The sequence below is a fragment of the Variovorax boronicumulans genome (assembly GCF_029892485.1).
In the GTDB taxonomy this organism is placed as follows: Bacteria; Pseudomonadota; Gammaproteobacteria; order Burkholderiales; family Burkholderiaceae_C; genus Variovorax; species Variovorax boronicumulans_B.
This window is the reverse complement of sequence record NZ_JARXVG010000005.1, coordinates 202872-225348: the sequence shown is the minus strand read 5'-3', so window position 1 is coordinate 225348 and position 22477 is coordinate 202872. Positions and strand designations below refer to the sequence as shown.

Annotated in this window: 20 protein-coding genes and 1 other RNA gene; 11 read left to right on the top strand and 10 right to left on the bottom strand. The window is 68.5% G+C overall.

Annotated features, from left to right (window positions below; genetic code table 11):
- Positions 1 to 3: 3 nt before the first annotated feature.
- The 4 genes from M2282_RS13975 to rnpB form a co-directional block, all read right to left on the bottom strand.
- Positions 4 to 210, bottom strand: coding sequence for a DUF1656 domain-containing protein (locus tag M2282_RS13975; protein WP_280809372.1), 207 nt, complete (start codon positions 208 to 210; stop codon positions 4 to 6).
- Positions 207 to 2321, bottom strand: coding sequence for an FUSC family protein (locus M2282_RS13970; protein WP_280809371.1), 2115 nt, complete (start codon positions 2319 to 2321; stop codon positions 207 to 209). Before M2282_RS13970 ends, M2282_RS13975 begins: the two co-directional genes overlap by 4 nt.
- Positions 2322 to 2765 carry a MarR family winged helix-turn-helix transcriptional regulator gene (locus M2282_RS13965; RefSeq protein ID WP_280809608.1) on the bottom strand — a complete coding sequence of 148 codons (444 nt, stop codon included), beginning with the start codon at positions 2763 to 2765 and terminating at the stop codon, positions 2322 to 2324. It lies immediately after the preceding gene.
- 168 nt (positions 2766 to 2933) lie between these two features.
- Positions 2934 to 3291: RNase P RNA component class A (gene rnpB / locus M2282_RS13960), an RNA gene on the bottom strand.
- Between the two features lie 85 nt (positions 3292 to 3376).
- On the opposite strand from rnpB, the gene cysK reads away from it, so the two are divergent.
- From cysK to M2282_RS13935, 5 genes are all read left to right on the top strand, one after another.
- Positions 3377 to 4297: a cysteine synthase A gene (gene cysK / locus M2282_RS13955; protein WP_280809370.1), complete on the top strand. Its 921-nt coding sequence runs from the start codon at positions 3377 to 3379 to the stop codon at positions 4295 to 4297.
- Between the two features lie 71 nt (positions 4298 to 4368).
- Positions 4369 to 6015, top strand: a complete 1647-nt coding sequence (locus M2282_RS13950) for an NAD(P)/FAD-dependent oxidoreductase (protein WP_280809369.1) — start codon at positions 4369 to 4371, stop codon at positions 6013 to 6015.
- Positions 6015 to 6572, top strand: a complete 558-nt coding sequence (locus M2282_RS13945) for a VUT family protein (RefSeq protein WP_432422901.1) — start codon at positions 6015 to 6017, stop codon at positions 6570 to 6572. The genes M2282_RS13950 and M2282_RS13945 overlap by 1 nt, the downstream gene beginning before the upstream one ends.
- A 9-nt stretch (positions 6573 to 6581) precedes the next feature.
- Positions 6582 to 7205 carry a flavin reductase family protein gene (locus M2282_RS13940; RefSeq protein WP_280809368.1) on the top strand — a complete coding sequence of 208 codons (624 nt, stop codon included), beginning with the start codon at positions 6582 to 6584 and terminating at the stop codon, positions 7203 to 7205.
- A gap of 63 nt (positions 7206 to 7268) precedes the next feature.
- Complete coding sequence (locus M2282_RS13935) at positions 7269 to 8189, top strand: ProQ/FinO family protein (RefSeq protein WP_280809367.1); 921 nt, start codon at positions 7269 to 7271, stop codon at positions 8187 to 8189.
- Positions 8190 to 8284: 95 nt separating this feature from the next.
- Here the strand turns inward: M2282_RS13935 and htpX are convergent, their stop codons facing one another.
- The 6 genes from htpX to M2282_RS13905 form a co-directional block, all read right to left on the bottom strand.
- The gene (htpX, locus tag M2282_RS13930) at positions 8285 to 9157 is read right to left on the bottom strand and encodes a protease HtpX (protein ID WP_013539363.1); all 873 of its coding nucleotides are present in this window, start codon (positions 9155 to 9157) and stop codon (positions 8285 to 8287) included.
- A gap of 154 nt (positions 9158 to 9311) precedes the next feature.
- Positions 9312 to 11633 (bottom strand): IgaA/UmoB family intracellular growth attenuator, encoded by a 2322-nt coding sequence (locus M2282_RS13925; RefSeq protein ID WP_280809366.1) that lies wholly within the window; start codon positions 11631 to 11633, stop codon positions 9312 to 9314.
- Positions 11634 to 11726: 93 nt separating this feature from the next.
- Positions 11727 to 12482, bottom strand: coding sequence for a DUF3025 domain-containing protein (locus tag M2282_RS13920; RefSeq protein WP_280809365.1), 756 nt, complete (start codon positions 12480 to 12482; stop codon positions 11727 to 11729).
- 4 nt (positions 12483 to 12486) lie between these two features.
- Positions 12487 to 13293 (bottom strand): NYN domain-containing protein, encoded by an 807-nt coding sequence (locus tag M2282_RS13915; protein ID WP_280809364.1) that lies wholly within the window; start codon positions 13291 to 13293, stop codon positions 12487 to 12489.
- Positions 13290 to 14321 (bottom strand): dihydroorotase, encoded by a 1032-nt coding sequence (gene pyrC, locus M2282_RS13910; RefSeq protein ID WP_280809363.1) that lies wholly within the window; start codon positions 14319 to 14321, stop codon positions 13290 to 13292. The genes M2282_RS13915 and pyrC overlap by 4 nt, the downstream gene beginning before the upstream one ends.
- 53 nt (positions 14322 to 14374) lie before the next feature.
- A complete protein-coding gene (locus M2282_RS13905; protein ID WP_280809362.1) occupies positions 14375 to 15094 on the bottom strand; it encodes a peptidoglycan-binding protein in 720 nt (239 codons plus the stop codon).
- A gap of 205 nt (positions 15095 to 15299) precedes the next feature.
- On the opposite strand from M2282_RS13905, the gene M2282_RS13900 reads away from it, so the two are divergent.
- The 6 genes from M2282_RS13900 (at position 15300) to M2282_RS13875 (ending at position 22476) form a co-directional block, all read left to right on the top strand.
- Positions 15300 to 16961 carry an ABC transporter substrate-binding protein gene (locus M2282_RS13900; RefSeq protein ID WP_280809361.1) on the top strand — a complete coding sequence of 554 codons (1662 nt, stop codon included), beginning with the start codon at positions 15300 to 15302 and terminating at the stop codon, positions 16959 to 16961.
- Positions 16962 to 16992: 31 nt separating this feature from the next.
- Positions 16993 to 17946 (top strand): ABC transporter permease, encoded by a 954-nt coding sequence (locus M2282_RS13895; protein ID WP_280809360.1) that lies wholly within the window; start codon positions 16993 to 16995, stop codon positions 17944 to 17946.
- Positions 17947 to 17965: 19 nt separating this feature from the next.
- On the top strand, positions 17966 to 18868 hold the full coding sequence (locus tag M2282_RS13890; protein ID WP_280809359.1) for an ABC transporter permease: 903 nt from the start codon (positions 17966 to 17968) through the stop codon (positions 18866 to 18868).
- A gap of 335 nt (positions 18869 to 19203) precedes the next feature.
- A complete protein-coding gene (locus tag M2282_RS13885) occupies positions 19204 to 20250 on the top strand; it encodes an ABC transporter ATP-binding protein (protein ID WP_280809358.1) in 1047 nt (348 codons plus the stop codon).
- A gap of 32 nt (positions 20251 to 20282) precedes the next feature.
- On the top strand, positions 20283 to 21272 hold the full coding sequence (locus M2282_RS13880; RefSeq protein WP_280809606.1) for an ABC transporter ATP-binding protein: 990 nt from the start codon (positions 20283 to 20285) through the stop codon (positions 21270 to 21272).
- 25 nt (positions 21273 to 21297) lie between these two features.
- Positions 21298 to 22476 carry an amidase gene (locus M2282_RS13875; RefSeq protein WP_280809357.1) on the top strand — a complete coding sequence of 393 codons (1179 nt, stop codon included), beginning with the start codon at positions 21298 to 21300 and terminating at the stop codon, positions 22474 to 22476.
- The last annotated feature ends 1 nt before the right edge of the window (position 22477 follow it).

Sequence of the window (22477 nt, the reverse complement as noted above, 5' to 3'; positions counted from 1 at the left end):
TCGTCATTGAAAGTGTGAAGTGAGGCGGCTCAGCGCATAGAGCAGCAGCAGGTAGAGCGCCATGTCGAACAGCGCCGGGTGCCACACCCAGCGATAGAGGCCGGTGGCCGCGAGCAGGCGGCGCACGCCCCAGAGCGCGAGCAGCGCACCGGCAGCGAGCACCATGAGCCATGGCACGTAGAGGCCGTAGAAACTGGCTTCGCCGATCATGCGGAAGCTCCTTGGGGAAGGACGGCCGCCAATGTTGGCGGCGCGTCGGGGAACAGGTTGCGGCGCAGGCCCACCAGCGCAGTGACGGCGGAGCGCGATGCTGAAGATGTGTCACGCGCGGCGAGCGCCGCGTTGAGCGCCTCGTCGATCTGCGGCAAGAGGCCTTGCGGCCGCGGCGTCATGCGGCCCTCGCCACGCTGGCGGAAGAAGCGCGAGATGCCACCCAGCAGCGCAGCCGAGGTGGCCAGCGGCAACTGCGCGCGCACGCGCTGCAGCACGGCGATGTCGGCGCCCATGCGCAGGTCGCGCAACGCATCGTCGGCGGCCACGCCCTCGACGCTGCCGCCGGCCTGCGCGATGCGCGGCGCGAGCAGGCCGATGCGATCGAGCATGCGCACGGCATATGCATCGCTCTGCGCGTACTGCGGCTGCGATGAAGCAGCCATCTCGCCGAGCTCTCGCCACGTGGCGCGCTGGATGCGGCGCGCGCTCCAGTCTGCGCCCACCGAGCGCACGAGGCGCGTGACGCGGGCCGCGACCACCACGCCGACGATCTGGCCGATCATGCTGTTGATGAAGCTCACGAGGTCGGCGCTGGCGGTGTCGTGCATCGCGAGCGTGCCGGCCACGCCGAAGATCATCGCCATCGCGGGCATGAAGTAGGCCGGCCGCGGCAGGTAAAGGCCCAGCAGCAGGAAGAGCGGCGCGCAGATCGCGACCAGCATGCCGAAGTCCTGCACCGTGGGCATGAGCACCAGCACATAGACCGCGGAGATCGGGATCGACCACAGCGTCCACTTCAGAAAGCCATGGATCGCCGGCACCGGATCGTCCATGGTCGCGAAGAAGCAGCAGAAGACGGCGGCCATCATGGTGGCGGCCGAGCCCATGGTCCAGCCGGTGAGGATCCAGAACGCGCCGCACAAACAGATGGCGATGACGGCCGCGAGTGCGGAGAGCAGCGCCATGCCGTAGTCGCGGTGCAGCGCGCGGTTGCCGAGGGCAGCGGTGCGGCGCAGCGGGGCGGCGCCCTTGAGGCCTTCGTCGATGTCGAGGCGCAATTGGGCGCAGGCCTTCCAGCCGTCGATGAGTTCTTCGAGGCGGCCGGCGAGGCCGATGCGCAGGGCGCGGCCCCAGGCGGTGGGTTGGGCGCCGTTGTCGGCCTTCGGTGCGGCGCTCAATGCGTCGATCGCAACCCGCAGGGCTTGCAGGCGCTCGGCGCGGGCGGCGCTGTCGTTCGTGGGTTCGGCTTCTTCGCGCAGCCATTGCGCGGCCTGCGCGAGCACAGCGGCGACGTCGGGTGCGAGCGCGCCCTCGGCCTGTTCGAGCGCCCGCAATCTGTCTTCGACGGCCGAGAGCGCGGGCGTGAGCGCGGCGACGCGGTCCTGCATCGCGCGGATCGCGCCGGCGGTCCAGCGCAGGTGCGTGGTGTCGAAGGGAACGTGGGTGGAGAGCAGGCGCAATTGCGTGATGTCGCCCGCGAGGCGGCGGCGGTCGTCGTCCAGGCGCCTGGGGTCGGCATCGCCCTTGCGGCCGGTCGGCTGCAGCAGGTCGCCGAGCCATTTGCGCGCGTCCTGCAGCGTGCGGTCAAGCAGGCCCAGCACCGTGGGCGCGAGGCCGGCGGGCAGCACGAGGCTGTGGATCAGCGTCGCGCAGAAGATGCCGAGGCCGATCTCCTCGACCCGCGCCACGGCGGTGTCGAAGAGCACCAGTGGCGTCTGCACCGACGGGAAGCCGATCAGCGCGGCCGTGTAGCCCGCGAGCATGAAGACGTACGAGCGCGGCGTGCGGTCGAACAGCGAAATGCACAGGCACAGGCCCACCCACAGCGCGAGCACCAGCGTCAGCAGTTCGGGCGCATTGGAGAGCGCGGGCACGAGCAGCACCGTCGCCGTGCTGCCGATCAGCGTGCCGATGAAGCGGTACACCGCCTTCGAACGCACCGCGCCGGCCAGCGGATGGGCGACGACGTAGGTGGTCATGAGCGCCCAGAACGGGCGCGGCAGGCCCGCACGGCTGGCGAGATACATCGCGAGCATCGCGGCGGCGAAGCTCTTGCCGGAAAACAGAAGCTCCGCGCGGCTGAAGCGCGGCAGGCGGAGCACGGTCATCTACTTGCGCCCTTCCTGCGTGGCCACGGCGTTGCGGCCGAGCCGCGCTTCGAGCGTGCCGAAGACGCGCAGGCACGCGGCAATGTCTTCGTCGGCGATGCCTTCGAACAGCGTGCCGCGCATCTCGCTCAGCGCGGCCTCGATGGTCGCGCAGGCCGCCACCCCGGCGGGCGTGAGGTGCAGCGTCTTGGCGCGGCGGTCGGCCGGGTCTTCGAGGCGCCGCACGAAGCCCGCTTCGACCAGTTGGTCGACCGAGCGCACCAGCGAGGGCCCCTCGATGCCCAGCACCTCGGCCAGCACGCCCTGGCGCATGCCCTCGCCCATGCGGCCGATCATCACGATGGGCCAGGCCAGGGTCTGCGACACGCCGACGTGCGCCACGGCTTTGTCGGCCACTGCGCGGTAGGCGCGCTGCAGCGTGGACAGCGACATGCCAAGGTGCATGAGCGCGTGTTCGCGGGTCTGGGTAGGTTCGGTGGTGGTCACGTCGGATAGCAATTAGTTAGCTTGCTATCGATTATACGGGTAACTACCAATCCGTGCAGCGGCCACGCTGGCGCCCGCCTCGGGCGCCGGAAAACCGGGAAAAGAAAAACGGGGAAAAGAAGAAAAGTGTGAAGCCCGCCGATAAGCCGGATTCTGTGCACCGGATGCCTCTTGCGAAGCGCCCGGCGTGACCGCCATTACTCTGGGCCGTTTGTCGCCAAACGGCTCGATGCCACCTACCCGCCAGCTCAGCGGAACCACCTCGATACTGGCCTACTTGGTGTTGCTGCGCGCAGAGATTGCCCGTTTCACCCGAACTGAATCGGCTCGTCTCTGTTGCTCTGATCCTCACCTCACGGTGGAGAGTCGTTAACTCCTGCGCTGTCCTGTGCAGTCCGGACGTTCCTCCAGTGCGGTCTTTCGACGCGACGCCTTGCGGCGTTGCCCCTTTCGGGCTTGCACCAGCGGCGGTCTGGCGTGCTTCACGGCGCGATTATCGCCCGGCGCGCGAGCACGCTGGTCTCACAATGCGCGGTGTCCGTCGACAAACCGCATCCAAGGAGATTTCCATGAAGGCCCAGAACATCCTCCAGACCATCGGCAACACGCCGCACATCCGCATCAACCGCCTGTTCGGCAACGCCAAGCAACAGGTGTGGATCAAGTCCGAGCGCGCCAACCCCGGCGGCTCGATCAAGGACCGCATCGCGCTGTCGATGGTGGAAGACGCCGAGAAAAGCGGCGCGCTCAAGCCGGGCGGCACCATCGTCGAGCCCACCTCGGGCAACACCGGCATCGGCCTGGCGATGGTGGCGGCGGTCAAGGGCTACAAGCTGGTGCTGGTGATGCCCGACAGCATGTCGATCGAGCGCCGCCGCCTGATGCTGGCCTACGGCGCCACTTTCGACCTCACGCCGCGCGCCGGCGGCATGAAGGCCTCCATCGCGCGCGCCGAGGAAATCGTGGCCGGCACGCCCGGCGCTTGGATGCCGCAGCAGTTCAACAACCCAGCCAACGTCGAGGTGCACGTGCGCACCACGGCCGAGGAAATCGCCGCCGACTTTCCCGACGGCATCGACGTGATCATCACCGGCGTGGGCACGGGCGGCCACATCACCGGCGTGGCGAGGGTGCTCAAGAAGAAGTGGCCCAAGCTCCAGGTGTTCGCGGTGGAGCCGGTGGCTTCGCCCGTCATCTCGGGCGGCGCGCCGTCGCCGCACCCGATCCAGGGCATCGGCGCGGGCTTCATCCCGCAGAACCTCGATACATCGCTGCTCGACGGCGTGCTGCAGGTCGATGCCGAACCGGCGCGCGAAATGGCCCGCCGGTGCGCGCAGGAAGAAGGCATCCTGGTGGGCATTTCGTCAGGCGCCACGCTCGCGGCCATTGCACAGAAGCTGCCGTCGCTCGCACCCGATGCAGTGGTGCTCGGCTTCAACTACGACACTGGCGAGCGGTACCTGTCGGTAGAAGGCTTCCTGCCGGCCTGATCCAGCTATCCCTTTCATAGCGCCCCGGCGCGTAAAATGCGCGGTCTGCTTGATAACCACAAGCCACCGCCATGCTGAGAATCTCCGAACTCAAACTCCCGCTCGACCACGCCCCCGACGCGCTGGTCACCCTGATCGCCCGGACCCTCGACGTCCCGCTCGAAGCGATCGCCTCCCACACCGTCTTCAAGCGCAGCTTCGACGCGCGCAAGGTCGACCTGCTCACCGTCTACATCTGCGACGTGCAGCTGGCCGATGCGAAGCTCGAAGCCGCCCTGCTCGCCAAGCACGCAGGCCATCCGCACATCCAGCCCGCGCCGAACATGGTCTACGTGCCGCCGGCCGATGCGCCCGAAGGCACGAGCCGCCCCGTGGTGATCGGCTTCGGCCCCTGCGGCATCTTCGCGGCGCTGATGCTTGCGAAGATGGGCTTCAAGCCCATCGTGCTCGAACGCGGCAAGACCGTGCGCCAGCGCACCCGCGACACCTGGGGCCTGTGGCGCAAGAGCGTGCTCAACCCCGAGTCGAATGTGCAGTTCGGCGAAGGCGGTGCAGGCACCTTCTCCGACGGCAAGCTCTACAGCCAGATCAAGGACCCGCGCTTCCTCGGCCGCAAGGTGATGGAAGAGTTCGTGAAGGCCGGCGCGCCGCCCGAAATCCTTTATGTCGCGCATCCGCACATCGGCACCTTCAAGCTGGTGAAGGTGGTGGAGAACATCCGCGAGCAGATCGTCGCACTCGGCGGCGAGATCCGCTTCGAACAACGCGTGACCGATGTGCGCATCGAAGACGGACAACTGCGCGGCCTCACGGTGCTCGACCAGGCCACCGGCCAGTCGAATGAAATGCGCGCCGACCACGTCGTGATGGCCCTGGGCCACAGCTCGCGCGACACCTTCGCGATGCTGCACGAACGCGGCGTGTACATCGAGGCCAAGCCTTTTTCCATCGGCTTTCGCGTCGAACATCCGCAAGGCCTCATCGACCGCGCACGCTGGGGCCGCCATGCGGGCCATCCGCTGCTGGGCGCGGCCGACTACAAGCTGGTGCACCACGCAAGCAACGGCCGCTCGGTCTACAGCTTCTGCATGTGCCCGGGCGGCACGGTGGTCGCGGCCACCAGCGAACCGGGCCGCGTGGTCACCAACGGCATGAGCCAGTACTCGCGCAACGAGCGCAACGCCAATGCGGGCATCGTGGTGGGCATCGACCCGAAGGATTTCCCCGGCGATGCGCTCGCCGGCATCGCGCTGCAGCGCGAACTCGAATCGAACGCCTACGTGCTCGGCGGCAGCAACTACCATGCACCGGGGCAACTCGTCGGCGACTTCGTGGCCGGCAAGCCTTCGGCCGCGCTGGGCAGCGTGACGCCTTCTTACAAGCCTGGCGTGACGCCCACCGACCTGCGCGAGGCCCTGCCCGCCTATGCCATCGAGGCGATGCGCGAGGCCTTTCCCGCCTTCGGCCGCAAGATCAAGGGCTTCGACCTGCACGACGCGGTGCTCACCGGCGTCGAGACCCGCACCTCGTCGCCGATCCGCATCACGCGCGGCGACGACTTCCAGAGCCTCAACGTGCGGGGCCTCTACCCCGCCGGCGAAGGTGCGAGCTACGCTGGCGGCATCCTCTCGGCCGGCGTGGACGGCATCAAGGTGGCCGAGGCGGTGGCGCGCAATGTGCTCGCCGCGGCCGAACGCGAACGCACGGCGAACGTCTGATGCAGACCACGTCCTTCGCCCGTCCCACCGCCGGCCAGTTCGCCATTGCCACGCTGGCCATGGCCGCGGTGGTGCTGGCCTCCAACATCCTGGTGCAGTTCGCCCTCAACGACTGGCTCACCTGGGGCGCCTTCACCTACCCGGTGGCCTACCTCGTGAGCGATCTCGTCAACCGGCACTTCGGCCCCGGCATGGCGCGCCGCGTGGCGTGGGTCGGGTTCGCCGTGGCCATCGCCGCCTCGCTGGTGCTCGCACCGGTGCGCATTGCGCTTGCCTCGGGCCTGGCCTTCATCGCCTCGCAATTGCTCGACATCCGCGTGTTCGACCGCCTGCGCCGCGGCCTCTGGTGGCGCGCGCCGCTGGTGGCGACGGTGATCGCGGCGGTGCTCGACAGCATCGTGTTCTGGGGCATCGCCTTCGCGGGCACCGACGGCCCCTGGCTCACCTGGGCCGCGGGCGACCTCGCGGTGAAGCTGGGCGTCGGCGTGCTGATGCTGCTGCCGTTCCGCTTGCTCATCGGCCGGCAGGCCGTGCGTACCTCGGCCCTGAGCCACTGAAAGACGACGATGTCCAGCGACGACTTCCATTTCTACGAGCCCGCCAAGGGCCACGGCCTGCCGCACGATCCGTTCAACGCGATGGTCGGCCCGCGCCCCATCGGCTGGATCTCGTCGCAGGACGGGAACGGCTTGCTCAACCTCGCGCCCTACAGTTTTTTCAACGCCTTCAACTACACGCCGCCGATCGTCGGCTTCGCGAGCATCGGCGCGAAGGACAGCCTGCACAACATCCGCCAGACGCGCGAGTTCGGCTGGAACCTCGCCACGCGCCCGCTGGCCGAGCAAATGAACCAGTCGTGCGCAATGGTGCCGCCCGAGGTGAGCGAGTTCGAGCTCGCAGGCCTCACGCCCGTGGCTTCGCACCAGATCGCCGTGCCGCGCGTGGCCGAGAGCCCCGTGTCCTTCGAATGCCGGCTCACGCAGATCGTCCAGCTCGAGGGCGTGGACGGCGTGCCGGTCCAGACCTGGCTGGTCCTCGGCGAAGTGGTGGGCGTGCACATCGCGCGCCACCTGCTGAAAAACGGCATCTACGACACCGCGGCGGCGCAGCCCATCCTGCGCGGCGGCGGTCCGGCCGATTATTTCGAGATCAGCCCCGACAATATGTTCAGGATGTTCCGGCCGCGCTGAGCGCAAAACCGGTTTTCTGTTGTTCCCCTTTCATCCCATCGCGCCCACCGCCGAGCCCACCGTATGACCGACGCATCCACCGCAGCCCCGAACACGAACGCGCGCAACGCACGGCGCCAGCGCCCGGACCTGGCCGAGCAACTGCAACAGCTCAAGACCGGCGCAAGTGCCGACACAGGTGCAGGCGCTGAAACGCCCGCCGAGCAGCAGCCACGGCAGCAGCAAGAACAGCGCCCACCGCGCGAGAAGAAGCCGCGTCCGCAGGGCCAGGGGCAGCAGCAGGCCCGCAAGCCCCAGGCTCAAGCGCAGCAACAACCCCAGCGCGCGCCGCGCAAGGTCAACCCGGTGCTCGAGCGCCTGTTCGAGCTCTACCCGCAGCTCTTCGGTGCACGCTTCGTGCCGCTGAAGCTGGGCGTGTACGAGGAGCTGATCGCGCGCCATCCCGAAGACTTCAAGGCCGAAGACCTGAAGATCGCCATGGGCCAGCACGCACGCTCCACGCGCTATCTCGAAAGCGTGGCCGCGGGCCTTGCGCGCCATGACCTGGACGGCAACGCCCTCGATCCGGTCGCGCCGGAGCATGTGCACCACGCCATCCTCGAGCTGCACCGCCGCCGCACGCATCGCAACCCCGGCGAAGACCTGCGCCCGCAACTCGTGGCGCGCATCGCCAAGGCGATCGAGGCCTCGGGCCTCGATCGCGAGGCCTATGCCGTGCTCGTGCGCTCGCGCGACGCGAACAACAACGCAGTGGTCGACGAGGCGCTGGCCGAGCTCGCCCAGCAGGCCGCCAAGCGCGAAGCGCTGCTGCGCGCCTTCGAGGCCAGCGGCCGCACCGAGCAGGAGTTCGCCGAGATGTACGGCATGAAGCCGGGCGAGGTGGCGCGCACGCTGCAACACGCACGCGCAGAGCGACAGGCGCCGGCTCCTGCCGTTGCAGAATCGGCTGAACCGGTCGAACCCACCGAACCCGCCGCCGACTGACACGCCAAGCGCCCCCGGGCCGCAACGGCCCATAAAAAAAACCGCCACGCAAAGCTGGCGGTTTTTTTACGTCCGGCGGCAGCGCCGCGGCCGTGTCAGCGCGCGTTCTGCAGCGCAGCGATGCGCTCTTCGATCGGCGGGTGCGTCGCGAACAGCTTGCCGATGCTGCCGGTGATGCCCATGGCTTCCACGGCCTTGGGCAGTTCGCCGGCGGGCAGGCCGCCCAGGCGCGCGAGCGCGTTCATCATCGGCTGCTTCTGGCCCATGAGCGCGGCGGCGCCGGCGTCGGCGCGGAACTCGCGCTGGCGCGAGAACCAGGCCACCACCATCGCGGCGGCAAAGCCCAGCACGATGTCCAGCACGATGGTGCTCACGTAGTAGCCGATGCCGGGGCCCGACGAGCGGTCGTCGCCGCGGCGCAGGAAGCTGTCGACCGCATAGCCGATCACGCGCGAGAGGAACACGACAAAGGTGTTCATCACGCCCTGGATCAGCGTCATCGTGACCATGTCGCCGTTGGCGATGTGCGCCACCTCGTGGCCGATGACGGCCTCGACCTCTTCGCGCGTCATGTTCTGCAGCAGGCCGGTGGACACGGCCACGAGCGAGGAGTTCTTGAAGGCGCCGGTGGCGAAGGCATTGGGCTCGCCCTCGAAGATCGCGACCTCGGGCATGCCGACGCCGGCCTTGTCGGCGAACTTGCGCACGGTGGCGACGATCCAGGCCTCGTCGGGCGACTGGGGGTTGTCGATCATGCGCAGGCCGGCGGTCCACTTGGCCATGGGCTTGCTGATGAGCAGCGAGATGAACGCGCCGCCGAAGCCCATGATGAGCGCGAAGCCCAGCAGCGCCGTGAGGTTCAGGCCGTTGGCCGTGAGGAAGCGGTTGACGCCGAGCAGGCTCGCGACGATGCCGAGCACTGCGACGACCATCACATTGGTCAAGACGAACAGAAGGATACGTTTCAAGTTGAATTCTCCGTGGGGGAACTGCCCCTAGATAAGGGCCCGGGGCGCCTCTTCAAGCCACGCGCGGCGGGGAGGCCCTTGGTGGCATCCGGTGGAGCCATGATAGGAGCAAAAGTTCTGGCGCCCCGGTAATCCCCGCCGGAGTCAAGGCCTGTCAGACGAGGCCGCTGGTGCCCGGTGCCGGGCGGGTGGCGATGTCGTCCTCGAGCCGGCCGCGACGGCGACTGTCCTGCGTCCAGCGCAGCGCGAACAGCACGCCGTTGACCAGCACCAGTCCCGCGGCGAACAGCCACCAGAGCACGTGCGCGCCCGCCGCGGTCATGCGCGAGGCATCGAGCGTCGGGTCGATGCGCACCCGCGGCGTGCCGCCGCCGTCCTTGCCGCTGGCGGTGACGAGGCCTTCGAGCGTGAAGTGCTTCAGGCCTTCCGCCGTGGCGTTGCGCTGCAGGCGGGTCCAGCGGCCGAGCAGGGAACTGTCGGTATCGCTGTCGTCTTCGGCGACGTCGGCCGCGCTCGCAGTCGCACCTGGCACATCGTCATTGCCCTCACCCGGCTGCGGCACCCGCGCATCGCCGATGCGCATGGAAGACGCCAGCAGCACGCCGCCCTGGGCGGGCACGATGGCAGGACGCGCGGCCTCGATCTTCGCGGCCACCACGCTGTCGACCGCTTGCGCCAGCGCACGCTGCACGGACGCCAGCTGCTGGCGCGACAGGATGAGGTCGGCGTTCTCCTGGCCTGCTGCCGCGCTCGTGGCCAGCGCCTGCCAGGTGTTCACCGGCGTGTCGACGCCGTCCTTGTCGACCGTGGCGTCGATGGCGCGCACGAGCTCGTGCTGCAGGCGCTCGCAGGCGGCGGGCGGCAGGCCGGCGGCGTCCTTGCAGGCGGCGTCGATCATCGCCACCGAGCGGTCGAAGTTGCGCACGGTCAACGGCACGCTCTCGCGCGCACGGTAGGCCGCGAGCGGGTCGGCGGCCTGCCCGCCCAACTGCTGCATGCGCAGTATCGCGATCAGGCTGGCCATCGCGTGGTTCTCGGTGGCACGAAGGAAGCCGGGCTCGGCGAGCGCCAGCACGCTGGGCGGGATGTCGAGCGCGGGGACGACGGGTGCGGTGCCGTTCCAGCGCACGGACGTGCAATCGATGACCGGCACGCCGCTGGCGGTGTGCGCTTCGCCACGGCCGCTCATGTCGATCTCGCACCGGCCCTGGCCTTGCATGCGCGCTCGGCTGCCCCATCGCGGCAGCGTGTCGGCGAGTTGCCCGGCATCGCCATAGGTGGTTGTGGCGCCGCCGTTCGTGAGCCATTGCGCAGCGAGTGCGGCCTCGCCGCGCGGGTCGGGTGTCGACAGCGCGACCGCGCCGATGGCGAGCAGGCCGATGACCAGGTGCAGCAGGTGCCGGCCCCAGTACGCGGGTCGGAAACGCCGCCACTCATCGGCCACCGACCACTTGGAACCGAAACTCACGGCGCTGTAGTCGCTGGTGCGCAACTCGGCTTCGATCACCTCGCCGTAAGGGACCGACGCTGTCTTGCGCCAATGCGAAGGCAGCACCAGGCTCAGCTTGTCGCCGATGAACAGCCCCACGTTCTGCACCGACGCGTTGCCGGCGTTGACCACCGCGATCTGGTTGAGCATGCCGCGCACGCGGTTCACCGGCTGCGGTTGCCGCGCAGGCGCCGTCGCCGGCGGCGTGCGCACGAACAGCCACGCAGCCCACAGGCCGGCGAGCAGGCCCGCGCTCATCAGATAGACGCTCACCGCTTGCGTGGCGTCCCAGGTGGCGGCCCATAACAGCACGAAGGCGAGCAGCCAGGCGAAGGCCGAAGCCCAGCCGCCGCGCCCCAGGCGGCTCTCGACCTCTTCGGGCGTTTCGGTGCGCTGACTCAGGATGTCGACTTCGCCGCGCTGATAGCGCGCGTTCGGGTCGGTCGCGATCGAGGCCGCAACGGCTTCGGGCAAGGCCGCGCCGGTGTCTGGTCCGACTTCATCCAGCGACGGAAGCGCACCGATCTCGCCGCGCTTCCATTGCTGGTCCTGCGCCTGCTGGCGCTGCGCGCGCTGCCGGCCTTCGAACAGATCGAAGCCGTTCAGGCGGATCACCACGGCGCACTTTCCGGCCAGCACCACCAGCGCCTGGTTGTGCGGCTCGATGTAGTCGATGGCGTCGTAGGGCAGCAGCACATCGACGTCGCCGATGGTGTCGTGCTCGGTCGACGAGCCCTGTGTCGACAGGCCGTGGCGCAGGAACGCACCGCTGAGTTCGCGCACGTTGTCGTCGACCGTGAGCTTCTGCCCCATCAGGAAGGGTTGCAGCGCTGATTTTTCTTCGTCGGTGATGCGGCGCAGCACCGGTGCATTGCGGAAGTCCTTCAGGGCACTCCGGTTGTCGGAGCGGCGCGACATGTAGACGATGAAGCTGTAGATCCCGTAAAGAATCAGCCCGACCTTGAGCACGATGATGATGGTGTCCATCTTTTTGACCTCTCCCCCGGCATGTGAACGTAGGACGCGCACGTGGCGCGCACTGCAAGCGCCTGGCGAAGGGCCCTCCCGAGCCCGTGAACGCTAGTGCGGCTTCGGCTCTGACAACGCGCCCGGCAAGGGTCGAAAGACCTGCGGGTCGGCATAGAACGAAGCCGATGTATTGTCGACGCACCAGCCGGGCACGCCGAGCACCGGAATAGGAACCAAAGGCTTCGCTTCGAGCTGTTTCGCGTCGATATTTCGCGCCATCGCCGCATCGTCGAGGGCTGCGGAGCCAGTCGCGCGGTGCGTCAGCAGCACATGCGCGGTGATCGGCTTGCGCGGTGTCACCAGTTTTTCGAGCAGCGCATGGCCGAAGAGCAGCAGGCGTGCGTCCTGCCACAGGCTGCGCCGCGTAACGAACAACGCGTTCCAATCGCGCGCCACCAGCGCCTCCCACAGCGCGGGCGGCGCATCGAGCACCGCGCCGTTCTCGTCGAACAGCGTGAGCGCGTCGCGCAGCGGACCGCGCGTGGCGCCGATGCCGGTGCGGGCGATCTCGGCGGCCTGCAGTTCGTTAAGGCGCCGCTTGGTTTGTGGAAAGGCGAGCCAGACCAGCCCGTTGAAGAAGTCGTGCAGGTTGTCGCGGGTCGGCACGGTGCGGGTCTGGAAGATGTGCGCTTCATAGGCCTGGCCGGCAGGCAGGTTGTCCTGATGCACGAAGTCGGGCGTCGAGGGCGGCTTGATGGCCTGCAGCGCCGAGGCGACCGATATGTCGCTCGCAGTCCGCGCCGCCGCTTCGCCGTGGGCGCGATAGGGCGCGAGCCAGGGCTGCGCCCAGTCGACCGCCGGCAGCATCGAATCAGGAGGCGGACGCGCCTGTCCAGCGGATGCGGTCCGGGTGCTGCAGCACGGCGAATTCCGCGGTGAGCTTGTCGAACAGCTTAAGCGAACTGCCGTGCTTGCCGAGCAGCCCGGCCGCGCGCAGGGCCTGCGCCACGTCGTTGAGCGGCACGTCGGCACCGCTGCGCAGGGCCGGCGCCGCCTGCAGGATGAATTCGGCGGCTTCCGAGGTGGGCCGCGGCGCAGGCTTGGCAGCGGCCGCGCGGGTCGTCTTGCGCGCGGCGGTCTTCGTCGCCGTCTTCTTGGCAGGCGCCGTCGCGCTCTTCGTGCGCGCGGTCTTCGCAGCGGGCACCTTCGCCGTGACCTTCTTTGCGGCCGCGGTGCGGGCCGCGGGCTTCACGCTGTGGTGCGCAAGGTCGATGAAGCTGTCGTACACGCCGACCGTCTCGTCGCCCGTCTTGCCCTGCTGGCCGATGCCGCACACGCGGCAGCCCTTTTCGCGCAGCCGGCTCACGAGCGGCGCGAAGTCGGAGTCGGAAGACACCAGCACCACCACATCAGGCCGCTCGGCGATCACGAGGTCGATCGCATCGACCGCAAGCGCGATGTCGGTGCTGTTCTTGCCTGCCGAGAGATTCACCATCGGCCGCACCGAGAACTGCTTGAACAGCGCCTGCCGGTTGACCGCCATCTCGGCATTGCAGTACGCGCGACGCACATGGATGGCGCCGTACTCGTCCATCGTGCGCTGCACGGCCTGCTCGATCACGTCGGCCGAGACGTTGTCGGCATCGATCAGGAGCATCACGCGCGGCGTGGGTGTCATACGAGTTTCCAATTGATGGTTTCACCGCCGCGCAAGGGCTTGAGCGTGGCTTCACCGTAGGGCACGGTCTCGGGCACGGTCCAGGTCTCGCGCTTGAGCGTGACGGTGTCGGTATGGCGTGGCAGGCCGTAGAAGTCGGGGCCATGGAAGCTCGCGAAGCCCTCGAGCTTGTCGAGCGCATTGACGCTGTCGAAAGCCTCGGCGTAAAGCTCGATGGCGGTCAGCGCGGTGTAGCAGCCGGCGCAGCCGAGCGCGTGCTCCTTCAGGTGCGCGGGGTGCGGCGCGCTGTCGGTGCCGAGGAAGAAACGGTCGCTGCCGCTGGTGGCCGCCTCGACCAGCGCGACGCGGTGCGTCTCGCGCTTGAGGACCGGCAGGCAGTAGTAGTGCGGGCGAATGCCGCCGGTGAAGATGGCGTTGCGGTTGTAGAGCAGGTGGTGCGCGGTGATGGTGGCGGCCGTGAAGCGGTCGGCATCGCGCACGTAGTGGGCGCCCTCTTTGGTGGTGAGGTGCTCGAACACCACCTTGAGTTCGGGGAAGTCGCGGCGCAGCGGAATCATCACCCGGTCGACGAAGACGGCCTCGCGGTCGAACAGGTCGATGGCCGGATCGGTCACTTCGCCGTGCACCAGCAGCAGGAGGCCGTGCTTCTGCATGGCCTCGAGCGTCTTGTAGGTCTTGCGGATGTCGGTCACGCCGGCATCGCTGTTGGTGGTGGCACCGGCCGGGTAGAGCTTGAGCGCGCGCACGCCGGCTTCGGCGGCGAGGGCAATTTCCTCGGGCGGCAGCTTGTCGGTGAGGTAGAGCGACATCACCGGTTCGAAGGTGCTGCCTTCGGGCACTGCGGCGAGGATGCGGTCGCGGTAGGCCACGGCCTGGGCGGCGGTGGTCACGGGGGGACGCAGGTTCGGCATGATCAGCGCGCGGCCGAACTGGCGCGCGCTGTGCGGTACGACGGCTTCGAGCGCGGCGCCATCGCGCACATGCAGGTGCCAGTCGTCGGGGCGGGTGATCGTGAGGGTGTCTGTCATGGCGCGGGGATTGTCGCACCGCCTCTGCGGCGCACCCCGCATCCTTCGCCAGGCTACGGGTGCAGGAACACGCGGCAGGTGTTGCCGTCCACCTGCCGGCTCCACCGGGCGTGGTTGAGCGAGCACCGCGCGCCCTTGCCCGGCGGCCACGGATCGAGGATGCGCAGCGTGGTGCCCGCATCGCCGTCGCCGCGGATGCCGGCCACCACCACCATGTGCCCCGGGCTGCCGGCACCGGCCGCATAGCCCTTGGGGCCCCAGCGCAGGTCGAACATCAGCAGCCCGCCCTGCAGCGCGGTGCGCAGGGTGCAGACCGTCCAGGACGCCGCCGGCTGCAGCGCCATGCCGTGCGCGGATGCGAACAGCGCATCGGCCGTCATCGCGTCGTCGGCGTCCGCGAAGGTGCGCAGGCCGCCGTCCCCGGCAATCAGCTCGGCGGGCGTGCGCGTGACCACGGCCTGCACGGTGGAGCGGGTGATCATGGCCGTGGCGGCAGCCCAGCACAGGGCGGGCGCGGGCTGCGGGATCAGCGCGACGGGATGCAGGATCGGCGTGCGGCCCTCGTTGCCGAACACGAGGTTCTGCGTGCAGGGGCCGGCCTCGCCGTCTTCGACGAGCCAGTTCGCAGCCTGCAGCCGGCGCACGGCCATCCGGGTGAACGGGCCGTAGTCGCCGTCGATCACGAGCGCCGGTCCCGGCTGCAACTTCCTGTTCAGGGCCTCCTGCAGCCTGCGGACATCGGCCCCGCGCGAGCCTTGCCTCAGTGTTGTCATCGATTCTTGCCCCCGCCCGCGGACTTTGGACGCGAGCGGCTGCATTGTGGAAAACGCAGCGCCGCCGCGTCTATCGGTCGGACGGCATAGCCGGGATGGCAACGCGCCAATGACCGGCGCGCGCCTGGGGGCTCTATATCGGTTGGCACATGTCGTGCTTGAGCGTTTGCTTCAGCCTTTCCGCCATCCCACACCGGAGTTCCATGTGAAGCGTGCCGCCCCCGCCCTGTCCCTGAAACCCCTGGCCGCCTGCGCGGCGCTCGCCGTGCTGGTGCTCGCATCACCCGCCGCGCTGGCCCAGGAAAAGACGCTGCGCATCGCAATGACCGCGGCCGACATTCCGCGCACCCTCGGCCAGCCCGACCAGGGCTTCGAAGGCAACCGCTTCACCGGCATCCCGATCTACGACGCGCTCACGCAGTGGGACCTGTCCAAGGCCGACGCGCCCAGCGTGCTGATCCCCGGCGTCGCCACCACGTGGGCGGTCGACGCGAAGGACAAGACCAGGTGGGTCTTCAAGCTGCGCCCCGGCGTCAAGTTCCACGACGGCTCGGCCTTCAATGCCGATGCGGTGGTGTGGAACGTGCAGAAGGTGCTCGACAAGGACGCCCCGCAGTTCGATCCGAGCCAGGTCGGCGTGACCGCCTCGCGCATGCCCACGCTCAGGTCCGCACGCAAGATCGACGACATGACGGTCGAGCTCACCACCAGCGAGCCCGATGCGTTCCTGCCGATCAACCTGTCGAACCTGTTCATGGCCTCGCCCGCGCACTGGCAGAAGAAGTTCGATGCCGCTGCCGGCGCCACGCCTGCCGACAAGGCCAAGGCCGCCTGGACCGCCTTCGCCGCCGACCCTTCGGGCTCAGGCCCGTTCAAGGTCACGCGCTTCGTGGCGCGCGAGCGGCTGGAGCTCGCCGCCAACAAAACGTATTGGGACGCCAAGCGCGTGCCCAAGTTCGACAAGGTCGTGATGATCCCCATGCCCGAGGCCAACGCGCGCACCGCTGCGCTGCTGGGCGGGCAGGTCGACTGGATCGAGGCGCCCTCGCCCGACGCCATGGCGCAGATCACGCAGCGCGGCTTCAAGATCTATTCGAACGCGCAGCCGCATGTGTGGCCGTGGCAGCTGTCGTTCGCCGAAGGCTCGCCCTGGCTCGACAAGCGCGTGCGGCAGGCAGCCAACCTCTGCATCGATCGCGGCGGCATGAAGCAGTTGCTGGGCGGCATGATGGCCGAGCCCAAGGGCACGGTGCCGCCGGGCCACCCGTGGTTCGGCAAGCCGACCTTCGACATCCGCTACGACGTGAAGGCCGCGCAGGCGCTGATGACGCAGGCCGGCTACTCGGCGGCCAAGCCGATCAAGGTGAAGGTGCAGATCTCGGCCTCGGGCTCGGGCCAGATGCAGCCGCTGCCGATGAACGAGTTTGCGCAGCAGTCGCTCAAGCAATGCTTCTTCGACGTGCAGTTCGACGTGATCGAATGGAACACGCTCTTCACCAACTGGCGCAAGGGCGCGAAGGACCCGTCGGCCAACGGCGCCAACGCGGTCAACATCAGCTTCGCGGCGATGGACCCCTTCTTCGCGATGGTGCGCTTCGTGAGCACCAAGGCCTTCCCGCCGGTGTCGAACAACTGGGGCTACTACGGCAACGCCGAGGTCGACAAGCTGGTGGCCGATGCGCGCACCAGCTTCGACGACAAGGCGCGCGATGCCGCGCTCGCGAAGCTGCACACCCACATCGTGGACGACGCGCCCTTCGTGTGGATTGCGCACGACGTGGGCCCGCGCGCCATGTCGGCCAAGGTGAAGAACGTGGTGCAGCCCAAGAGCTGGTTCATCGACATCGCGACGATGACGATGGACTGACCGCCTCCTCCAGCCAGCTACCCAGCCAGCCATGCTCGCCTACCTCCTGCGCCGCGTGATCTACGCCGTGCCGATCATGATCGGCGTGGCCCTCGTGTGTTTCCTGCTCGTGCACATCGCGCCCGGCGATCCGCTGGTGTCGATCCTGCCGCCCGACGCCTCGGCGGACCTGCAGGCGCAGCTGCGCGAGCTCTACGGCTTCAACCGCTCGCTGCCCGAGCAGTTCGCCATGTGGGTCTGGCGCGCAGTGCATGGCGACCTGGGCGTGTCCATCGCGAGCAACCGCGCGGTGGCCGGCGAGGTGTTCACCGCCGTGGGCAACACGCTGCGCCTGGCGGTGGTGGCCACCTTCATCGGCTTCGTGCTGGGCTGCCTGTTCGGCTTCGTGGCCGGTTACTTCCGCAACTCGTGGATCGACCGACTCGCCTCGATGTTCTCGGTGCTCGGCGTGAGCGTGCCGCACTACTGGCTGGGCATGGTGATGGTGATCGTGTTCTCGTCGCAGCTCATGTGGCTGCCGGCCACGGGCGCGGGTCCGAGCGGCTCGGACGACTGGGCCTGGAACTGGGAGCACCTGCAGTTCCTGCTCTTGCCGGCGCTCACGATGTCGGTGATCCCGATGGGCATCATCGCGCGCACGGTGCGCGCGCTGGTGGCCGACATCCTCGACCAGGAGTTCATCGTCGGCCTGCGCGCCAAGGGTCTCACGCACTTCGGCGTGTTCCGCCACATGGTGAAGAACGCGGCGCCCACGGCCCTGGCCGTGATGGGCCTGCAGCTGGGCTACCTGCTGGGCGGCTCGATCCTGATCGAGACCGTGTTCTCGTGGCCCGGCACCGGCTTTCTGCTCAACTCCGCCATCTTCCAGCGCGACCTGCCGCTGCTGCAGGGAACGATCCTGGTGCTGGCGATGTTCTTCGTGGTGCTGAACCTGCTGGTGGACGTGCTGCAGACGCTGCTCGATCCGCGCATTGCGCGAGCCTGAAGAAGGAAGCCGACAAGCCATGTCCACCGTGCTCGCTTCTTCCCCCACCGCCGCAGCGGTGGAACCGTTGCCGGTCCAACGCTCGCGCGGCTACTGGGCCTCGGTGTGGCTGCGCTTTCGCAGCGACCCCGTGGCCATCGGCGCTGCCGTGGTCGTGCTGGTCCTGATCGCGCTCGCGGTGTTTGGCCCCTGGCTCGCGCCGTCCGACCCGTACCAGTCGTCGATGCTCAAGCGGCTCAAGCCCATCGGCACCGAGGGCCTGCCCTTCGGCAGCGACGAGCTGGGCCGCGACATGCTCTCGCGGCTGATCGTCGGCGCGCGGCTGTCGCTCTTCATCGGCATCACGCCGGTGCTCTGCGCCTTCATGCTGGGCACGGTGATCGGCATCGTCGCGGGCTATGCGGGCGGCATCACCAACACACTGATCATGCGCACCATCGACGTGTTCTACGCGTTCCCGTCGGTGCTGCTGGCCATTGCGCTCTCGGGCACGCTGGGCGCGGGGGTGGTCAATTCGCTGATCTCGCTGACCATCGTGTTCATTCCGCAGATCGCGCGCGTGGCCGAGAGCGTGACCACGCAGGTGCGCACCCGCGACTACGTGGAAGCAGCGCGCGCCTCGGGCGCGAGCCCCTTCACCATCGTGCGGGTGCATGTGCTGGGCAACGTGCTCGGGCCGATCTTCGTCTACGCCACGAGCCTGATCGCGGTGTCGATGATCCTGGCCTCGGGGCTGTCGTTCCTGGGCCTCGGCGTGAAGCCACCGGAGCCCGAGTGGGGCCTGATGCTCAACACGCTGCGCACCGCGATCTATGTGCAGCCCTGGGTGGCTGCGCTGCCGGGCGTGATGATCTTCATCACTTCGATTTCGTTCAACCTTCTGTCCGATGGGTTGCGGGCGGCGATGGACAACAAGGGGTGAACCATGGCGCCTTCTGCTCGTCGCTTTGTGTTTGATCTTCGTTGTTCGGGGCGCGATCACGCCGACGGGGTACCTTGCTCCGCGAATGTCCTCCGCCCTTCGGGCTCCCCCTTGATTTCGCTGCGCAAGGCACCCCATCGGCGTGACCGTTATTCGGAGCAGTCGTTGATCGGCCGCACACCGGCAGCGTGCCCACGTGCACAGGGCATCGGGTGCTCCCCGCAGCGAAATCAAGGAGGAGGGCGAAGCCCGGGGGACATTCGCGGAGGGGAGTACCCGATGGCCTGCGCACCCGCCCCGAAACAGCAGCGCCAACAACGCACAGACAAACAGCCATGGAACCACTGAAAGACATCGGCGGCCCCGCACAACCGCTGCTCACCATAACCGGCTTGGTCAAGCACTTTCCGCTCAAGAAAGACCCGCTGGGCCGGGGCGGCGGTGTGGTGCGCGCCGTCGACGGCGTGGACTTCGAAGTGATGAAGGGCGAGACGCTGGGCGTGGTCGGCGAATCGGGCTGTGGCAAATCGACCACCGCGCGGCTGCTGATGCAACTGATCGAGCCGACACGCGGCGAGGTGATCTTCGATGGCCGCGAAGTCGGCAGCCGCGACCTGCCGCTCAAGGAATTCAGACGCCAGGTGCAGATGGTGTTCCAGGACAGCTACGCCTCGCTCAATCCGCGTCTCACGATCGAGGATTCGGTCGCCTTCGGTCCGCAGGTGCACGGCGTGTCGCGGCGCGAATCGGTGGCGCGGGCGCGCGACCTGCTGGCGCGCGTGGGCCTCGCGCCGCAGCGCTTTGCCGAACGGTATCCGCATGAGTTGTCGGGCGGCCAGCGACAGCGCGTGAACATTGCGCGGGCGCTCGCATTGCAGCCGCGCATGGTGATCCTCGACGAGGCGGTGTCGGCGCTCGACAAGTCGGTGGAGGCGCAGGTCATCAACCTGCTGCTCGACCTGAAGACCGAGTTCGGCCTCACCTACGTCTTCATCAGCCACGACCTCAACGTGGTGCGCTACGTGAGCGATCGCGTGATGGTGATGTACCTGGGGCAAGTGGCCGAGATCGGCCCGGCCGATGCGCTGTACGAGACGCCCGCGCATCCCTACACGCGTGCGCTGCTCTCCTCGATGCCTTCGATGGACCCCGACAACCGCACTGAAGTCGCGGCACTAGCGGGTGATCCGCCGAATCCGATCAACCCGCCCACGGGTTGCCGCTTTCATCCGCGCTGCTCCATCGCGGCCCCCCTGTGCAGCAGGGTAGCTCCCGAGCGCATCGAGACCGGCTCGCAGCATGCGGTGAGCTGCCTGGTGCATGAGCCCGGAAGCGGGCATCCGATGGCACAGCCGCAACCCTTCCAGAAGCAGGCAGCATGAGCACAGCAACAGAAACCGGCACCGCGAGCCCCATGGTCCGGCTGCGCGACCTCAGCGTCACCTTCAGCGGCGGCCGCAAGCCCGTGCATGCGGTCAGCGGCGTGAGCCTGGAGGTGCAGCGCGGCGAAGTGGTCGCGCTGATCGGCGAATCGGGCTCGGGCAAGAGCGTGACCATGCGCACGCTGCTGCGCCTGCACCCCGAGCGCCGCACGCGCATGGGCGGGCTGGTCGAAGTGGCGGGGCGCGATGTGCTCGCGATGTCGCAGCGCGAACTTGCGGACTTTCGCGGCAAGGTCGCGTCGATGATCTTCCAGGAGCCGCTGCTGGCGCTGGACCCGGTGTATTCGGTGGGCGCGCAGATCGTCGAGTCGATCCGCCGCCATGAATCCGTCAGCGCGGCCGAGGCGCAGCAGCGGGCGCTGGCGCTGTTCGAGCGCGTGCGCATTCCGAGCCCCGAACGGCGGCTCCAGGCCTATCCGCACGAGATGTCGGGCGGCATGCGCCAGCGCGCCATGATCGCCCTCGCCCTCGCGTGCAAGCCGCAGCTGCTGCTGGCCGACGAGCCGACCACCGCGCTCGATGCCACGGTGCAGATCCAGATCCTGCTGCTGCTGCGCGAACTGCAGCGCGACCTTGGGCTCTCGGTGATCTTCGTCACGCACGACATCGGCGCGGCCGTCGAGGTGGCCGACCGCATCGCGGTGATGTATGCGGGGCGCATCGTCGAGGAAGGCACGGCGCGCGAGTTGATCCGCTCGCCGCGGCATCCGTACACCATCGCGCTGCTCAAGAGCCGGGCGCACGGGGCGCTGGCGCGTGGCACGCGGCTGGAGACCATCGGCGGTGCGCCGCCCGATCTTTCGGCATTGCCGCCCGGCTGCTCTTTTGCCGAACGATGCGCGCTCGCGAGCGATGCCTGCCGTGCCGCGCAGCCACCGGTGATCGAGCTGGCACCGAATCACCGTGTACGCTGTATCCACACGGAGGCCGCCGCCGCCATTGCGCCCGTGCTGGTTGCCTGAATCTTCCTTTTTCACGTCCATCGCCATGCCATTGCACGACCCCGCCCACGCCTTCGTTCCGTACCCCGATGCGCCGGTGGCGCGCGCCAGCACCGGCCCCTTGTCGGACCTGAGCTTTGCGGCCAAGGACCTGTTCGATGTGGCTGGCTACCCGACCAGCGGCGGCAACCCCATCGTGCTCGCGATGTCAGGCATCAAGACCCGCACCGCGCCCACGGTGCAGAAGCTGCTCGATGCGGGCGCGCGCTTTGCCGGCAAGACCGTGACCGACGAACTCGCGTTCTCGATGAACGGCAACAACGCGCACTTCGGCGCACCGGTCAACGGCGGCGCGCCGCTGCGCATCACGGGCGGATCGTCGTCGGGGTCGGCCTCGGCCGTGTCATCGAATCTGTGCGACTTCGCGCTCGGCACCGACACCGGCGGCTCGGTGCGCGCGCCGGCGAACCACTGCGGCCTGTACGGCCTGCGCCCGACGCATGGCCGCGTGAGCCTGGAAGGCGCGCTCGACCTTGCGCCCAGCTTCGACACCTGCGGCTGGTTCGCGCGCGATGTCGGCACCTTCGCGCGCGTGGCCGATGTGCTGCTGGGTGCCGACGCAACCGCCCTGCCCGAGCGCGTGCGGCTGCTGCGGCCCGACGACGTCTGGGCGCTGGCCGTGCCCGCCGCGGCCCAGGCGCTGCAAGGCGCGGCCGACCGCGTGCAGGGCCTCCTCGGCCCGGCGCAGGGCGCGACCGTCGCGATGGAATCGTTCGATGCGATGTACTGGCACTTCCGCTACCTGCAATCGCGCGAAGCATGGCTCACCGACGGCCCGCTGATCGAACGCTACGCGCCACCGCTGGGCCCGGGCGTGGCCGAGCGCTTTGCGTGGTCGCGCGAAGTGACCGATGCGCAAGTAGCGACCGCACGCGTCTTCCGCACCGCGTTCCGCGCGCACCTGACCGAACTGCTCGGCACCGACGGCGTGCTGCTCCTGCCGACCATGCCCGACATCGCGCCGCTGCGCAGCGACAGCGAAGCGTCGCTGGAGGACTACCGCAACCGCGCGATCCGCATGCTGTGCATCGCGGGGCTGGCGGGCTTTCCGCAACTGTCGATGCCGCTCGCCAAGCGTGACGGCGCGCCGCTGGGCATTTCGCTGCTCGGACCGGCGGGGTCGGACCGGTCGCTGGTGGCATTGGCCGAGCGCATCGCGGGATAAC

Bases quoted from the DNA above. Each gene is read 5' to 3' on its own strand.
- M2282_RS13975 (WP_280809372.1), bottom strand. From the start codon at position 210: ATGATCGGCGAAGCCAGTTTCTACGGCCTCTACGTGCCATGGCTCATG.
- M2282_RS13970 (WP_280809371.1), bottom strand. From the start codon at position 2,321: ATGACCGTGCTCCGCCTGCCGCGCTTCAGCCGCGCGGAGCTTCTGTTT.
- M2282_RS13965 (WP_280809608.1), bottom strand. From the start codon at position 2,765: ATGCACCTTGGCATGTCGCTGTCCACGCTGCAGCGCGCCTACCGCGCA.
- cysK (WP_280809370.1), top strand. From the start codon at position 3,377: ATGAAGGCCCAGAACATCCTCCAGACCATCGGCAACACGCCGCACATC.
- M2282_RS13950 (WP_280809369.1), top strand. From the start codon at position 4,369: ATGCTGAGAATCTCCGAACTCAAACTCCCGCTCGACCACGCCCCCGAC.
- M2282_RS13945 (WP_432422901.1), top strand. From the start codon at position 6,015: ATGCAGACCACGTCCTTCGCCCGTCCCACCGCCGGCCAGTTCGCCATT.
- M2282_RS13940 (WP_280809368.1), top strand. From the start codon at position 6,582: ATGTCCAGCGACGACTTCCATTTCTACGAGCCCGCCAAGGGCCACGGC.
- M2282_RS13935 (WP_280809367.1), top strand. From the start codon at position 7,269: ATGACCGACGCATCCACCGCAGCCCCGAACACGAACGCGCGCAACGCA.
- M2282_RS13925 (WP_280809366.1), bottom strand. From the start codon at position 11,633: ATGGACACCATCATCATCGTGCTCAAGGTCGGGCTGATTCTTTACGGG.
- M2282_RS13920 (WP_280809365.1), bottom strand. From the start codon at position 12,482: ATGCTGCCGGCGGTCGACTGGGCGCAGCCCTGGCTCGCGCCCTATCGC.
- M2282_RS13915 (WP_280809364.1), bottom strand. From the start codon at position 13,293: ATGACACCCACGCCGCGCGTGATGCTCCTGATCGATGCCGACAACGTC.
- pyrC (WP_280809363.1), bottom strand. From the start codon at position 14,321: ATGACAGACACCCTCACGATCACCCGCCCCGACGACTGGCACCTGCAT.
- M2282_RS13905 (WP_280809362.1), bottom strand. From the start codon at position 15,094: ATGACAACACTGAGGCAAGGCTCGCGCGGGGCCGATGTCCGCAGGCTG.
- M2282_RS13895 (WP_280809360.1), top strand. From the start codon at position 16,993: ATGCTCGCCTACCTCCTGCGCCGCGTGATCTACGCCGTGCCGATCATG.
- M2282_RS13890 (WP_280809359.1), top strand. From the start codon at position 17,966: ATGTCCACCGTGCTCGCTTCTTCCCCCACCGCCGCAGCGGTGGAACCG.
- M2282_RS13885 (WP_280809358.1), top strand. From the start codon at position 19,204: ATGGAACCACTGAAAGACATCGGCGGCCCCGCACAACCGCTGCTCACC.
- M2282_RS13880 (WP_280809606.1), top strand. From the start codon at position 20,283: ATGGTCCGGCTGCGCGACCTCAGCGTCACCTTCAGCGGCGGCCGCAAG.
- M2282_RS13875 (WP_280809357.1), top strand. From the start codon at position 21,298: ATGCCATTGCACGACCCCGCCCACGCCTTCGTTCCGTACCCCGATGCG.